The sequence below is a fragment of the Aquabacterium sp. A7-Y genome (assembly GCF_026153205.1).
Taxonomy (GTDB): domain Bacteria; phylum Pseudomonadota; class Gammaproteobacteria; order Burkholderiales; family Burkholderiaceae_C; genus Caldimonas.
Genome location: NZ_JAPFBW010000041.1, coordinates 39,314 through 53,210, shown reverse-complemented (window position 1 = coordinate 53,210; position 13,897 = coordinate 39,314). Strand labels below are relative to the sequence as shown.

Below are 13,897 nucleotides of genomic sequence, written 5' to 3'. Positions count from 1 at the left end.
TCGGTCGTCAGGACCAGACACCCCGCCATGATGCGCACGCGAACCTGCGCGTCGACCTCAAAGCCCGCCTCCCTCAGCCATTTCCCCCGCAGGCGAACCCACGGCACTGGAATATCAGGTGTACCCGGCGGTTGGCGGGTCCGGTCATGAGGGAGGAACGCGCCGTTGACGTTCAGGTAGCGCTCGTTCTTCTCCAGCCTGGTTGTTGTGGGCAATGCTTCGCCCGGCCTATGATTGACATCAGCCACGATTAACTTCCGAGTAAGTTGGTTGTGGTTAGCCGGCCTGGGGTGTTGGTAGCACCTTCAGGCAGGCGCCTTTGCGGCCTTGCCACGGGGACAGGATAAAGAGACCTGCCCATACAGGGAAGGGCCAGCAACGGGTCGCCTCCTCGCTAACCGAGGCGCAGGCTTAGCTCAGCCTGTCGTCATGGCCCGCGGCGGTATGGGCGTGAGCGTGTAATGCTGACGAAGTGTCGGCCGTGCACCGGCACTGATCGCTGAGCGGCGAAAGTCTCAGGCGCGCCGTCGGGCGGCTACCAGCGAGGGGGCGATGCTCCTGCGGCAGCATCTACATCCCGGCCTCCGTGTTCAGCGCGTCGACGCTTCTCACCGCAAAGCCATGCGCGCACGCGCATATATCGCGACTCATGGGACAGTTGCGCGCCCAAAAAAACGCCTTCTGACTACCGCTGACGCACAGGGCCTTGCAGAGACCGCGGCTCCGCGCCGAGGCATTGGCCAGCCCTATCTTATCCCCCGCTTGGGCCCCTAGATTGCTGCGCTCGTGTGCGGTCACGTGCCGCCGAGAGGAACGATGGGTTGCAGGATCATCCGAAGGAGTGGACGGCAGGCGGGTTTCCCTTAATCCTTCCTCGTTGTCGCGCCGGGAAAGAAATCATGGATGGACCGAATATTTTGCTCGTAGACGACGATGTCAATATGATCAGGGCGCTCGGGAAAATGCTTTCAGGCGTGGGCGCGCTTCGATTTGCACAAAGTGGTCAGCAGGCCATGTCGCTCGCGTGTAGTGCGGCCCCCGATCTGGTGCTGCTAGATGCGGAGATGCCTGGTATGACCGGCTTCGAAGTGTGCGAGGCGATGAAAACAGACCCGGCGCTGGAAAGCGTACCGATTATTTTTATCACGAGCCACAGCGACACAGATACGGAAGTTGCCGGGCTCGAACTGGGCGCCGCGGACTTCATCGCCAAACCGATCAACCCGGCTTTACTACTCGCGCGAGTTCATACCCAGCTTCGCCTGAAACGGATGTCCGATCTCCTCAGAAGGGAGTCCAAGTCGGACGGGCTGACCGGTGTAAGCAACCGAAGACATTTCGATGAAGTCCTGTCCCGCGAGTGGCGCCGTGCGCGGCGGTCGGTGCAGCCAATATCGCTGCTGTTGATCGACGTCGACCACTTCAAGCGCTTCAACGACACCTACGGCCATGCCGCCGGAGACAAGTGTCTGCAAGACGTGGCGCAAGCAATGTCACGCGAGCTGCGCCGGCCGGGCGACCTGCTCGCCCGCTACGGCGGAGAGGAGTTCGCAATGCTGATGCCCGAGACGGCGGAGGACGGCGCGCTGCACGTGGCGCAGCGAGTGATTCAGGCAGTCGACGAGCTTCAGATCAGGCACGAAGCGGCGTCGCCGCGCGGCCGCGTTTCGATCAGCGTCGGCGTTGCCACCTTCGAGGAGCCGCGCCACCGCGTCCCGCAAGAGGCTCGCAACTCTGGATACGCTGCTCTGGGGTGCGGATCGCAGAGCCTGCTCCTTGCGGCTGATCGGGCGTTGTATGCAGCCAAGAATGCAGGACGTGCGGTCGCAGTTCAAATGAATGTAGAGGACTGACGGTGCGAAGTGGCCGCCGTCGCCGGAGCGGTACATCCGAGGCACAAGCAATGGAAGCAGGGATAAAGACTGCCCGTTGGCGCCCGGCACCCGCTACCGGCGCAGCGCTTGCCTTCTTGGCTGGCATCGCGCTGTGCGTCCTGTTGGCCATGCTGCACGTTCGGGAGGTCAAGACAGAGGCGCAGCTTCGTTTCGATGCCGTTGCAGTGCGTGTCATGGCCGAGCTGAAACAGCGACTGCGCTCATACGAGTACGCGTTGGGAGGAGCCCGGGCGGTGGTCTCGGCAGTAGGCGCTGACCGCATCAATCGCCGCACGTTTCGTCAGTACATCGAGAGCCGGGAACTGGAGAAGGAGTTTCCCGGTGCGAGGGGTTTTGGCCTGATTCGCAGGGTGCCGCAATCAGAAGAAGCGGCGTTTGTTGCCACCAACCGGGCTGATGGCACGCCCGACTTTCGAATCCATGGGCTTGGTCCTAACACAGGCGTTCGCTACGTGGTGCAGTACGTGGAGCCGGTAGAGCGCAATGCAGCATCGGTTGGCTTGGACATCGCCTCCGAACCAAATCGGCGGGAAGCTGCCGAACGTGCCATGCGGACCGGCGACGCAGTGCTGACGGCGCCCATTACTCTCGTGCAAGCGTCCGGGCAGGCGAAGCGCTCGTTCCTTCTTCTACTGCCCCTGTACCGCACCAACCTGCCCACCGATACCGAGGGTGCGAGAGAGGCTGCGACGGTCGGCTGGATGTACGCGCCGTTGGTCATCGACGAGATACTCGCGGATTTTGACTTCGCGAACGGAGAGGTGGCGCTCGCTTTGAAAGAACGAGGACCAAATGAGGAGGCGTTCTTCAGCTCAATCCGCACCAACTCGTCCGCGCAGCATGATATCTCTCGCCTTCTTGTTCTCTCGCTTTACGGCCGGGAGTGGGAGGCCGAACTGCATGCATCCCCAATGTTCATTCAACGCACTGCCAAGTTCGCCACTGGTGAGATTGCGGCTGCGGGGATTGCAGGGTCTTCGTTGCTCGCAATACTGGTCTACAACCTCCTCGTCAGCTGGGAACGAAGGAAGCTTTACGCAGGCGAGCGGGCTCGCAGAGCGGCCATCGTGGGCAGTTCGCATGACGCAATCGTCGGCACCGACCGGGAAGGGATCGTCACGGATTGGAACGTGGGGGCAGTCCGCCTTTTTGGATATGGACCCAACGAAGCACTGGGAAGGAACTTCACCTCCCTGCTGCTTCCGTCCGCGTCCGAGCAGGAGGGGGGAGGGTTTATCCAACGTGCACTCGAAGGCGAATCGATTGAGCCGTTCGACACCATGCACCGCCACAAAGACGGCTCTCCGATCGACGTATCCGTGTCCGCTTACCCCGTCAGAAGCGCGCGAGGGGAACTCATCGGCTTTGCGACCACCGTACGAGACATCAGGGACAGAAAGGCCGCCGAAGCTACCATCCTGAACAATAACGAACGACTGGAGCAGCTGGTGCGGGAGCGGACGGATCAACTGGAACGTGCGCGCCGCGACCTTCAAAACATCCTCGATTCGGTGCCTTCGGCCATCGGGTATTGGGACCATGCCCAGCGTCTAAGGTTTGCGAATCGCGCATATTGCGAGTGGGCCGGTGTGGGGGCAGAGCAATTGCCTTCTCGCTCGCTTGCGGAGGTCGGCGGTGATGAGGGCACGGAGTGGGATCGCCGGGTCCAAGCTGTTCTCACCGGCCAACCGCAGCGCTTCGAGCGAAGGATTCTTCGCCAGGGAAGCACGGTTCCTCGGCACACGATGACTTACTGCGTGCCGGACATGGTGAACGGACAAGCGCGTGGCTTCTATGAGCTGGTGCAGGACATTTCGGAGCAGGTCGAAGACAAGGCAAAGCTCGCTGCAGTCATCCGAGAAAACGAGGCGCTGCTGAGCACGCTGCAGAGCCACGGCATCTTCTCTGCCGCGGATGCGGCCGGATGGATCACCGACGTCAACGAGGGCTTCTGCCGAATCAGCGGCTACACCCGACAGGAGTTGATCGGAAAGAATCACCGCGTCGTCAACTCCGGCGTCCATCCGCCAGAATTCTGGCGCCACATGTGGCGAACAATCAGCTCGGGCAAGCCATGGCGAGGTCAAGTGTGCAACCGGGCCAAGGACGGCAGCCTTTACTGGGTCGACAGTTTGATCGCGCCGTTCCTTGGCGCTGACGGGCAAGTCGAGAAGTACATTTCGATCCGGTCTGACATCACAGCCGCCAAGAACGCAGAGGTCCAACTGCGCAGCACAACGTCGCTGCTAATGCAAGTTCTCGAGTCCGCTACGGAGGTATCTATCATCGCCACCGACCCTGCAGGGTTGATCACTGTGTTCAACCGCGGTGCGGAACAACTGCTTGGGTACACGCGCGATGAGATGGTAGGGAAAGGAAACCTTCTACGCTTCCACAATATCGAGCAAGTTCAAGCGAGAGCCAAAGACCTTTCGCTCGGTTTAGGTCGCACGATCAGTGAAGCCGATGTCTTCTTCGATGAGTCGACGCTCGGTGAAGCGGTAGAGTGGACCTACGTTCGTAAAGACCAGTCTCGCCGCACCGTCTCGCTGTCGGTGACGGCTATGCGAGACGAGGACGGCCGGCTGAGGGGTTACCTGGCGGTGGCGCACGACATCACCGAGCGAAAGCTGCAGGAGTCCTCGCTGCGGCACGCGATACGCAAAGCCGAGCAAGCCAGCGTAGCCAAGAGCCACTTCCTCGCGAACATGAGCCATGAGATACGCACCCCTATGAATGCAGTGATCGGTCTCACCTATCTTCTCGAGCAAACGCGCCTAGACAACGAACAGCAAGGCATCGTCCGCAAAGTGAAGGTCGCAAGCAAATCACTGCTTTCGGTCATCAACGATGTGTTGGATCTGTCGAAGATTGAATCCGGTGAGTTCGCCATCGACCTGAACCCGTTCGATCTTCACCAGGTTCTCAGTGAGCTACAAGAGATGATGGAAGTGCCGGCGCGCGAGAAGGAGATCAGCCTCCTGTTCGAATATGCGCCTCATCTGCCAAGGCAGGTTGTCGGAGATGCGGCTCGACTCGCCCAGGTGCTTACCAATCTGTTGTCCAATGCCATCAAGTTCACCGAGCAGGGCAAAGTGCGTCTCATCGTCACATACGCCCTGGACGAGAGCGGCACGGCGATCTTCAAGTTCAGCGTCGAGGACACCGGCATCGGCATTGCACCCGACGTACAGGCAAAGCTGTTTACCCCATTCACGCAGGCCGACGCATCAACCACTCGCCGATTCGGAGGAACGGGCCTGGGCCTATCCATCGTCAAGCGCATCGTCGAGCTGCTGCAGGGTGAGGTCAGTCTGCGGAGCCAGTTGGGTCTCGGAAGCGTGTTCACGGTGGTGCTTCCAATGCGGATCCTCCCCGCCGTTGGATCAGCAGAGCCAGAAGCGCGCCGCGCCTTGGCCATGCCCCATCCCGACCGGAACCCGCTGAAAGGAATGCATGTGCTCGTCGTCGACGACAGCGATATCAATCTGGAGGTCGCGCGCGGAATACTTGAACGCGCGGGGGCCCGGGTTCTGCTGGCGGCCGACGGGGAGACCGCGCTGCTGTTACTGAGGGAGGCGAGCAGTACGGTAGACCTCGTTCTGATGGACGTACAGATGCCGGGGCTAGACGGCATCGAGGTGACCCACCGCATCCGGGGTGAGATGGGTCTCACGCACCTGCCGATCGTTGCGCTGACTGCGGGGGCGCTCGTCAGCGAACGCCAGCGAGCGCTTGCCGCCGGGATGAACGACTTCATCACCAAGCCTTTCGACCCTAAAGGGCTGGTTGCGATCGTGCATCACCTCGGCCCTCGGCGCGAAGAGACGGCCAGCGTCAGCACGACGAGCCCCGAACTCGCCCCAGGCAACGACGATGAGTGGCCGGAGATTGAGGGAATAGATGGCCGCGACGTGCGGCAGCGGCTCGATGGCGACGTCGAGCTGTTCTTGCGAATGTTGAAGCGGTTGCTGGCAGAGGCGGAGGATATCCGCATAGATGAGCCAGTTTCAGCGACGCCAGACCGCCTTACCGCTGCGAAGGCGAGGATGCACCGGTTGCGCGGAGGCGCGTCGTTGTTAGGAGCCAAGGACCTGCATCGCACCGCGACCGCCGCCGAGGGCGCCCTTGGACGGGGCGACGTCGACCGCTTTGTGAAGTTGCGCCGACAGCTGCGTTCCGAGCTCGATCTATTGAAGCGAAGCTCGTCGCAGCATCTCAGCCCGTATACAAGACGCTCCCTCCCCAGCGATATCGCTGCGCAGCTGGACCGAGAGAAAGTAGGCCGTTTGATCGCATTGCTACAGGCGAGCGACTTATCTGCGCTCGACCTGTTTGCACGGATGCGCCCTGACCTCAGACAGGCGTTAGGCCGCGAACACTTCGAGCGTCTGGAGCGTGAGCTGGACGACCTGAGTTTCTCGTCCGCAACCTCGCTCCTTGCCACCCTGCGGGATGCGGCCCCCTCCGCGGCGGCGTCCCCTTCTAGTGGAAGTTAGTGGCCTGGCGGTCAGCGGCCGAGACGCGGTTTCGGCGCCCGGGAAGCCGTGACGTGAGTCCGACAAGGCCCGCGCCGGACGCGTCCCCCTCAACGGCTTGGCGCTCGTCAACGACCGTACGACCTGCAGCTCCGAAAGCTTCCGCCCGACTCGGTCCGATTCGCGCTGTGCTGAAGGACCTCTTGTTTCGTCGCCAAAGGACAAGGAGCCGTAGACGCGCTACGTGGTTCAGTCATCGCCCGGTGCAATTCCCGCATCGCGGGGCATGGACGACAGCACCAGGCGCGCCTCGGTAAGCAACTCTTCGGAACTGCGTGTGCTGACATAGTCGGCAGGCACCGCGTGCCGCTCCAGAAGCAGTTGCACCTCTGCTTCCAGCAACTGCAGGCCGCCGTGAATCTGGCGCTTCTCGAGTACCGGGTACACGTCGCGTGACTCGGCGGTGATGAGTGCGGCAACCGTGCTCTGAAACCGTTTCAGCCGTTGGTCGTGCCGTACGCCTTGACCCCATGGCGGCGCGAGATCGACGAGAGCGTGCTTGAGCGCGGCGTATCGCTTTCCGATTCGACCCCAGTGCGCTGGCGTTCCCTGGGTGGCCGACAAATCGGCCAGCACACGCTCGCGCACGGCGACCAGGCCTGCGGCCGCAAGCACGAGCGCCTGACGTGCAACTTCTCGCTGGTGCACTGGAGCTTTCGCGGCGCGTATCGCTTTGCCGCTGATGTCCTCCAGTTGCCAGCGAAGCAACTTCGCGAGATCCATCTGTCCGAATGCTTCCCTGTTTTTGTTAACTATTCAGTATCTACTGCCGAGGTGGGGGAGCTGGTAAGCAAACTTTAAGGTGTTGTACAGCCTCGCCGCACGTTGGCTGCCGGAGCACGGCAATATGCGTGCCGAGGATGCTCCCGGCCTAGCCGCCAAGCACCCGCTTCAGTTCCAGCGACAGGTCCTGCAGATCGAGCGCTTGGTCAAGTAGCCGTCCATGCCCGATTCCAGGCACTGCCGCTCATCGGCACCGCTCGCGTAGGCGGTAGCCCCCGCGATGGGAAACCGCTTGAGCTCGCCATTGGATTGCAACTCGCGCAGCCTACGTGTCGCCTTGAGACCGTCCAGCGTCGGCATCTGGACGTCCATCAACACCACGCCGGGCGGGCGACGGCGGCATTGCTCCACCGCCTCTGCTCCGTCCGTCGCGACCGACGTGCGGTAACCCAGCAGGGACAGCATCTCGGTGGCGAGCACCCTGTTCACTGGGGAACTTCGGATCGTCCTTGCACAGCAGCATGAGCGCATCGAATGCTTCGGCCAGTCCGATTCCTGCGAGGTCTTTTTTCATGTCGTCGACCGGTCTCGGGGGAGCACATGCCTACTCCGCGCACTGTTTCGAGAGCCGTAGGCTCAGACCGGTCTCTGTGAGGCAGCGGGAGATGGAGCCGTGGAACCGTGCAAAGGGGCGGGAGACACCGCCGCGCCTCCGAACATGAGACGCCCCCGGACATTCATCAGCAAGAACACCGCCGGCACGACGAACAGCGACAGCAGCGGCGCCGTCAGCATTCCGCCCAGCATCGGGGCGGCGATCCGGCTCATGACCTCCGATCCCGTGCCCGAGCCCCAGACGATGGGCACCAGACCCGCAAGGATGACCGCGACCGTCATCGCTTTGGGGCGCACCCGCAGGACCGCCCCTTCCCGGATCGCGTCGAGCACCACGTCTCGGTCGATCACCATGCCGGCACGCGCCCGGTCCTCCAACGCATGTCGGAGGTAGAGCAGCATCACGACGCCAAATTCGGCGGCGACGCCGGCGAGCGCAATGAAGCCGACGCCCGTGGCCACGGACAGGTGGTAGCCGAGCAGGTAGAGGAACCAGATGCCCCCGGTGAGCGCCAGCGGCAGCGTGGCCATGACCAGCAGCGCTTCCTCGAACCGCCGGAACGTGAGATACAGCAACACAAAGATGATCAGCAGCGTCGCCGGCACGACCACCTTCAGGCGCTGGTTGGCCCGATCCATGTACTCGAACTGCCCGGAATAGGCGAGGCTCACACCCGGCTCCAGCTCGACCTTCCCGGCCACCGCGCGTCGCAAATCGTTGACCACCGAGGCGATGTCGCGGCCGCGCACATCGATGTACACCCAGCCCGACGGGCGCGCGTTCTCGCTTTTCAGCATGGGCGGGCCGTCGACCAGCGCCACCCGCGCCACGGTCCCCAGCGTGATCTGCTGACCGGTGGGCGTGAGCAGAGGCAGGTTGCGCAGCTTCTCCGGCGTGTCCCGCAGTTCCCTGGGGTATCGCAGGTTGATCGGAAACCGTGCCAAGCCCTCGACCGTCTCCCCGATATTCTCGCCCCCGATGGCCCCGGAGACGACGGACTGCACGTTGCTCACGTTCAGGCCGTAGCGCGCCGCAGCTGCACGGTCGATCTGCACGTCGACGTAGCGGCCCCCGGTCAGGCGCTCCGCCAGCGCCGAGCTGACGCCCGGCACCGCCTTGGCCACGCCTTCGACGGCGGAGGCCACACGGTCGATCGAAGCGAGGTCCGTGCCGGACACCTTCACGCCGATCGGGCTCTTGATGCCGGTGGCGAGCATGTCGATGCGGTTGCGGATCGGCGGGATCCAGATGTTGCTCAGCCCTGGCACCTTGACCGTTCGGTCCAGCTCTTCCACCAGCTTTTCGGGCGTCATGCCCGGCCGCCACTGCTCGCGCGGCTTGAGCTGCACGGTGGTCTCGAACATCTCCACGGGCGCCGGGTCCGTCGCGGTCTCCGCACGCCCCGCTTTGCCAAACACGCGCTCGACTTCCGGGACCGTCTTGATCATCCGATCCGTGATCTGCAGCAGCTCCGACGCCTTCTGGGCCGACAAGCCCGGCAGCGCCGAGGGCATGTACAGCAGGTCGCCCTCGTCGAGCGGCGGCAAGAACTCACCGCCCAGCCGCATCAGCGGCCAGGCGGTCGTGGCGAACACCGCGACGGCGATCACCAGCGTGAGCTTGGGCCAGCGCAGCACCCCCTCCAGCGCCGGACGGTAGACCGCGATCAGCCCGCGCGTGATGGGGTTGCGCTGCTCGTCGGGGATCCGCCCGCGGATCCAGTAGCCCATGAGCACCGGAATCAAGGTGACGGACAGACCCGCCGCGGCCGCCATGGCGTACGTCTTGGTGAAGGCGAGCGGCCCGAACAGCCGCCCTTCCTGCGCCTCCAGCGTGAACACCGGGATGAAGGACAGTGTGATGATCAGCAGGGAAAAGAAAAGCGCCGGTCCCACCTCGACGGCCGCGTCCGTGATCACCGCCCAGCGCGCTTCGCCTTTCAGGTCCTCCCCCGGGTGCGCGTGCTGCCAGGCCTCCAGCTTCTTGTGTGCGTTCTCGATCATGACGACGGCGGCGTCCACCATCGCGCCGATCGCGATCGCGATGCCGCCGAGCGACATGATGTTGGCGTTGAGCCCCTGCTGCTGCATCACGAGGAAGGCCGCCATGACGCCCAGCGGCAGCGAGATGATGGCCACCAGCGCCGAGCGCAGGTGCCAGAGGAACACCGCGCAAACGAGCGCGACCACGACGAACTCCTCCACGAGTTTCATCGACAGGTTGTCGATGGCGCGCTGGATCAGCGAGCTGCGGTCGTAGGTGGTGACGATCTCCACCCCCTGAGGCAGGCTGGTCTGCAGCTGCGTGAGCTTGTCCTTGACCGCGGCGATGGTCGACTGGGCGTTCTTGCCGGTGCGCAGGATCACCACGCCGCCGACCGCCTCGCCCTCCCCGTCCAGCTCGGTGATGCCACGCCGCATCTCGGGGCCGATCTGCACCGTGGCCACTTGGCTCAGCAGCACCGGCACGCCGTTGCGGCTGTCCAGCACGATGCTGCGGAAGTCCTCCAGCGACTTCAGGAAACCGCCCGAGCGCACCATGTACTCGGCCTCGGCCAGCTCCAGCACCGCGCCGCCGGTCTCCTGGTTGCCGTTCATCAGCGCCTCGCGCACCTGGTCGTGGGTGATGCCGTAGGCGATCAGCTGGGCCGGGTCGACCACCACCTGGTACTGCTTGACCATGCCGCCGACGGTCGCCACCTCGGCCACGTTGGCCACCGACTTCAGCTCGAACTTCAGGAACCAGTCCTGCAGCCCGCGCAGCTGGGACAGGTCGTGGCGGCCGCTGCGGTCCACCAGCGCGTACTGGAACACCCAGCCGACCCCGGTGGCGTCGGGCCCGAGCGAGGGCTTCGCGGTGGCCGGCAGGCGCCCTTGGACCTGGCTCAAGTACTCCAGCACCCGCGAGCGGGCCCAGTACAGGTCCGTGCCGTCTTCGAACAGCACGTAGACGAAGGAGTCGCCGAAGAACGAGAACGCCCGCACCGCCTTGGCACCGGGCACCGAGAGCATCGTGGTGGCGAGCGGATAGGTGACCTGGTTCTCGACGATCTGCGGCGCCTGGCCGGGATAGCTGGTGCGGATGATGACCTGCACGTCCGACAAGTCCGGCAGCGCGTCGATCGGCGTCGAGCGCAGCGACAGCACGCCCGCGACAGCGAGGAAAAGCGTGGCCAGGAGCACCAGGAACCGGTTGCCCACCGACCAGCGGATGAGGGCGGCAATCATTGGGCACCTCCGTGCTGGTGCTGCTCACGCTCCAGGCGGGTCACGTCATAGCCGTCTTTGCCCTCGCGGAACGTGAAGCGGACGGTGTCGCCGACCTTGAAGCCCTTCGCCACCTCGGGCTGTGCCAGCGTGAATCCCATCTCCATCGCGGGCCACTGCAGGCTCGGCACGGCACCGTGGTCCAAGGTCACCTCCTGCGCCGACAGCGCCACGATCCGGCCGACGCCCTGGTGCAGCGCAGCCGCGGGCAACGGGGCCGGCGCTGCGGCCGCAGGGGCGGCGGGCGCGCTGGCGCCGGCCTCACGCTGCAACACGCCCTGCAGGCTCGCCTCGGAGTCGATCAGGAACTGGCCGGAGGCCACGACGTGCTGGCCCGGCTGCAGGCCCTGCAGCACTTCGAGCCGGTCGCCCAGCTCGCGGCCGAGTTGCACCTGCACAGGGCGGAAGCGGCCGGGCTGCTCGACGACGTAGACCAGCGCGCGTTGTCCGGTGCGGATGACGGCTTCTGCAGGCACCAGCAGCGCTTCTTCCCCCGGCGCGCCGAAGCGCATCCGAGCGAACATGCCGGCACGCAGCCGGCCCTGCGGATTCGGCAGCTCCGCCCGCACCCGCAGCGTGCGCGTCTCGGTGCTGGCCTCCGGCAGCACCGAGGTCACCTGGGCACGCAGCGTCTCACCGGGAAACGCGGACAGCTGCACCTCGACTGGCTGTCCCACGCGGGCGACCCAGGTTTGTGCCTCCGGCAGCGAGGCTTCCAGCCAGACCGTGGACAGCCCAGTGATGCGTGCCAAGCTCATGCCCTGCGCGACCGTCATGCCGGGGCGCACCATCAGCTCCTGCACCAGCCCGCCGGTCGGGGCGTGGATCGCAGCGGTGGCCTGCACCTGGCCGCTGCGCTCGACCTGCTGGATGAGTGCGGCGGGCATGCCCAGCAACACCAGGCGTTGTCGTGCCGCAGCCACCAGCGCTTCATCGCCGATGCGGCGCAGCGCCAGGAACTCCTGTTGCGCGCCGGCCCAGTCGGGCACCAGCAGCTCGGCGAGGACAGCGCCTGGAGCGACCACGTCGCCCGGCGCCAGCCGCGCCACCCGTTGCACGAAACCCGTGGCCCGCGCCTGCACGATCGCCACGTCGCGCTCGTTGAGCTGTACGGTGGCGGGCACTTCGACCGAGGCGGCGAGGCGCTGCTGCTCCACCACCGCGGTGCGCACGCCCAGCGTCTGGGCGACACGTGGGTCGACCGCGACGCCGCCCGCAGGCGCCTCGTCGGCGTACTTGGGGACCAGCGGCATGTCCATGAAGGGCGACTTGCCGGGCTTGTCGAACTTCTGCTGCGGCAGCATCGGGTCGTACCAATAGAGCACTTTGCGGTCGCCGGAAGCCGGAGCGCTGGCCGCAGGTGTGACGTGGGACGGGTCGGAATGCGCGGCGGGTGCCGCTTCCCCTCGCCAGTGGGCGACACCGTAGCCCAGACCTGCTCCAAGGGCGACGAGCAGCACGGCGGCGGCAAAAAGCTTCTTGTCGGCAGTCATGGCCTCACTCCGCGATGAGGTAGGCCAGGCGGGCCTGCTGGGCCATCACCTGGGCTTGAAGATCCAGGCCACGCAGCTGCGCTTCGGCGGCGCTCTTGCGCGCCGCGAGCACGGCGCCGAGATCGGTCCGACCGGACTCGTAGCTGGCCAGCGTCACCTTCGCGCGCTCCTGCGCAAGCGGCAGGGCGGCGCCCTGTTGCCGCTGCAGCGTGCGCTCCAGTCGCTGCAGCTCGGCCAGCTGGGCGTCCACCTCGGCGCGGACGCGGCGCAGCGCGTCCTCCCGCTCGGCCTGCAGCCGTTCCACCGCCTTCCGGCGGGCGGCGATCAGGGGCTCCTGGCGGGTGCCGCGCGAGACCGGCAGCTCGAAGGTCAGCTGGAACGAGACCATGTCGCCGAAGGCGCGGTCCCGGTTGGCGTAGGTCACCTCCCACCCCCAGTCGCCTCGGCGCATGGCCTCCGCCTCGTCGACGTCGGCGCGAGCCATCGCCTGCATCGGCGCATAGGCGAGCAGCTCGGCATGCCGGTCGAGCCCGCTCAGCAGCCGTGCGAGATCCAGCCGCAGTGTGGGAGCGTCGGCGTGCGTCGACAGATCCGGCAGCTCCCCGGTCCAGCGCCGCAGCTGGGCGTGTGCCCGCTCGACGTCGGCCCGCAGCTCGTCGCGGCGATCGGCCAGCTCCAGCGTTTCCTGGCGCGCCATCAAGGCATCGGCGGGCATCGCCGTGCCGGCCGCCACGCGCGCCGCCAGGGTGTCCTGGAGCACCTGGTTCTCCCGCTCCAGGACCGTGAAGACGGTGAGTTTGCGCTCAGCGAAGTGCGACGCGAGCCAGGCCAGCGCCGCCTCACGGCGCACCGCCAGCCGGTCGGCCTCCAGCATCGCACGCTCGCGCTCGGCCACGGCCTCGGCCGCATCGCGCTGCGCCGCCCGCTTGGCAGCGTTCGGCACCTCCTGCATCACGCCAATGCGGCGCATGGTCATGGACTCGCGGTTCCAGCTGAAGCGCTCGGGGCCCGAGACCGGGTAGTTCTCGACGCCGACGGCCAGTTGGGGGTCGGGCAGCTGGCCTGCGGCCACCCGCGCTTGCTGAGTCCCTTCGACCGCCGACCGCCTGGCCTGCAAGCTGGCGGCGCGTTCTTCGGCCAGCGCCAGCGCCTGCTCGAACGACAGCGGTGCGGCGTGTACGACACCGGATAGAAGCGCGGCCGCGACCACGGCGGCGCGCAGGGGCGCGCGAGCGACGCTCGCGGCGAACGGGCGGGCTCCCAAGCCCTCGCCCAGACGGAATGCCATGACGGTTCTCCACAATGACCCAGAAGACGAACAGCACGTGTCAGCGCGGCTGCGCCAGGGCAGCTGCGCACGAGGCGT

Annotated in this window: 8 protein-coding genes; 2 read left to right on the top strand and 6 right to left on the bottom strand. The window is 65.4% G+C overall.

Annotated features, from left to right (window positions below):
- Nucleotides 1-248: SymE family type I addiction module toxin (locus OOT46_RS26935; protein ID WP_265406715.1), on the bottom strand; the 248-nt coding region annotated here is incomplete at its 3' end.
- A 651-nt stretch (nucleotides 249-899) separates the two neighbouring features.
- On the opposite strand from OOT46_RS26935, the gene OOT46_RS26930 reads away from it, so the two are divergent.
- Both OOT46_RS26930 and OOT46_RS26925 read left to right on the top strand, forming a co-directional pair.
- On the top strand, nucleotides 900-1,853 hold the full coding sequence (locus OOT46_RS26930) for a diguanylate cyclase (protein WP_265406714.1): 954 nt from the start codon (nucleotides 900-902) through the stop codon (nucleotides 1,851-1,853).
- A 50-nt stretch (nucleotides 1,854-1,903) separates the two neighbouring features.
- A complete protein-coding gene (locus tag OOT46_RS26925) occupies nucleotides 1,904-6,394 on the top strand; it encodes a PAS domain S-box protein (RefSeq protein ID WP_265406713.1) in 4,491 nt (1,496 codons plus the stop codon).
- A 228-nt stretch (nucleotides 6,395-6,622) separates the two neighbouring features.
- Here the strand turns inward: OOT46_RS26925 and OOT46_RS26920 are convergent, their stop codons facing one another.
- The 5 genes from OOT46_RS26920 to OOT46_RS26900 form a co-directional block, all read right to left on the bottom strand.
- A complete protein-coding gene (locus OOT46_RS26920) occupies nucleotides 6,623-7,156 on the bottom strand; it encodes a hypothetical protein (protein ID WP_265406712.1) in 534 nt (177 codons plus the stop codon).
- Between the two features lie 168 nt (nucleotides 7,157-7,324).
- Nucleotides 7,325-7,645, bottom strand: a complete 321-nt coding sequence (locus tag OOT46_RS26915; protein WP_265406711.1) for a response regulator — start codon at nucleotides 7,643-7,645, stop codon at nucleotides 7,325-7,327.
- Nucleotides 7,646-7,792: 147 nt separating this feature from the next.
- Nucleotides 7,793-10,999 (bottom strand): efflux RND transporter permease subunit, encoded by a 3,207-nt coding sequence (locus OOT46_RS26910; RefSeq protein WP_265406710.1) that lies wholly within the window; start codon nucleotides 10,997-10,999, stop codon nucleotides 7,793-7,795.
- Complete coding sequence (locus tag OOT46_RS26905) at nucleotides 10,996-12,531, bottom strand: efflux RND transporter periplasmic adaptor subunit (protein ID WP_265406709.1); 1,536 nt, start codon at nucleotides 12,529-12,531, stop codon at nucleotides 10,996-10,998. The genes OOT46_RS26910 and OOT46_RS26905 overlap by 4 nt, the downstream gene beginning before the upstream one ends.
- 4 nt (nucleotides 12,532-12,535) lie before the next feature.
- A complete protein-coding gene (locus tag OOT46_RS26900) occupies nucleotides 12,536-13,819 on the bottom strand; it encodes a TolC family protein (protein WP_265406708.1) in 1,284 nt (427 codons plus the stop codon).
- Nucleotides 13,820-13,897: the final 78 nt, after the last annotated feature.

Coding starts and splice junctions, on each gene's coding strand:
- OOT46_RS26930 (WP_265406714.1), top strand. CDS start 900: ATGGATGGACCGAATATTTTGCTCGTAGACGACGATGTCAATATGATC.
- OOT46_RS26925 (WP_265406713.1), top strand. CDS start 1,904: ATGGAAGCAGGGATAAAGACTGCCCGTTGGCGCCCGGCACCCGCTACC.
- OOT46_RS26920 (WP_265406712.1), bottom strand. CDS start 7,156: ATGGATCTCGCGAAGTTGCTTCGCTGGCAACTGGAGGACATCAGCGGC.
- OOT46_RS26910 (WP_265406710.1), bottom strand. CDS start 10,999: ATGATTGCCGCCCTCATCCGCTGGTCGGTGGGCAACCGGTTCCTGGTG.
- OOT46_RS26905 (WP_265406709.1), bottom strand. CDS start 12,531: ATGACTGCCGACAAGAAGCTTTTTGCCGCCGCCGTGCTGCTCGTCGCC.
- OOT46_RS26900 (WP_265406708.1), bottom strand. CDS start 13,819: ATGGCATTCCGTCTGGGCGAGGGCTTGGGAGCCCGCCCGTTCGCCGCG.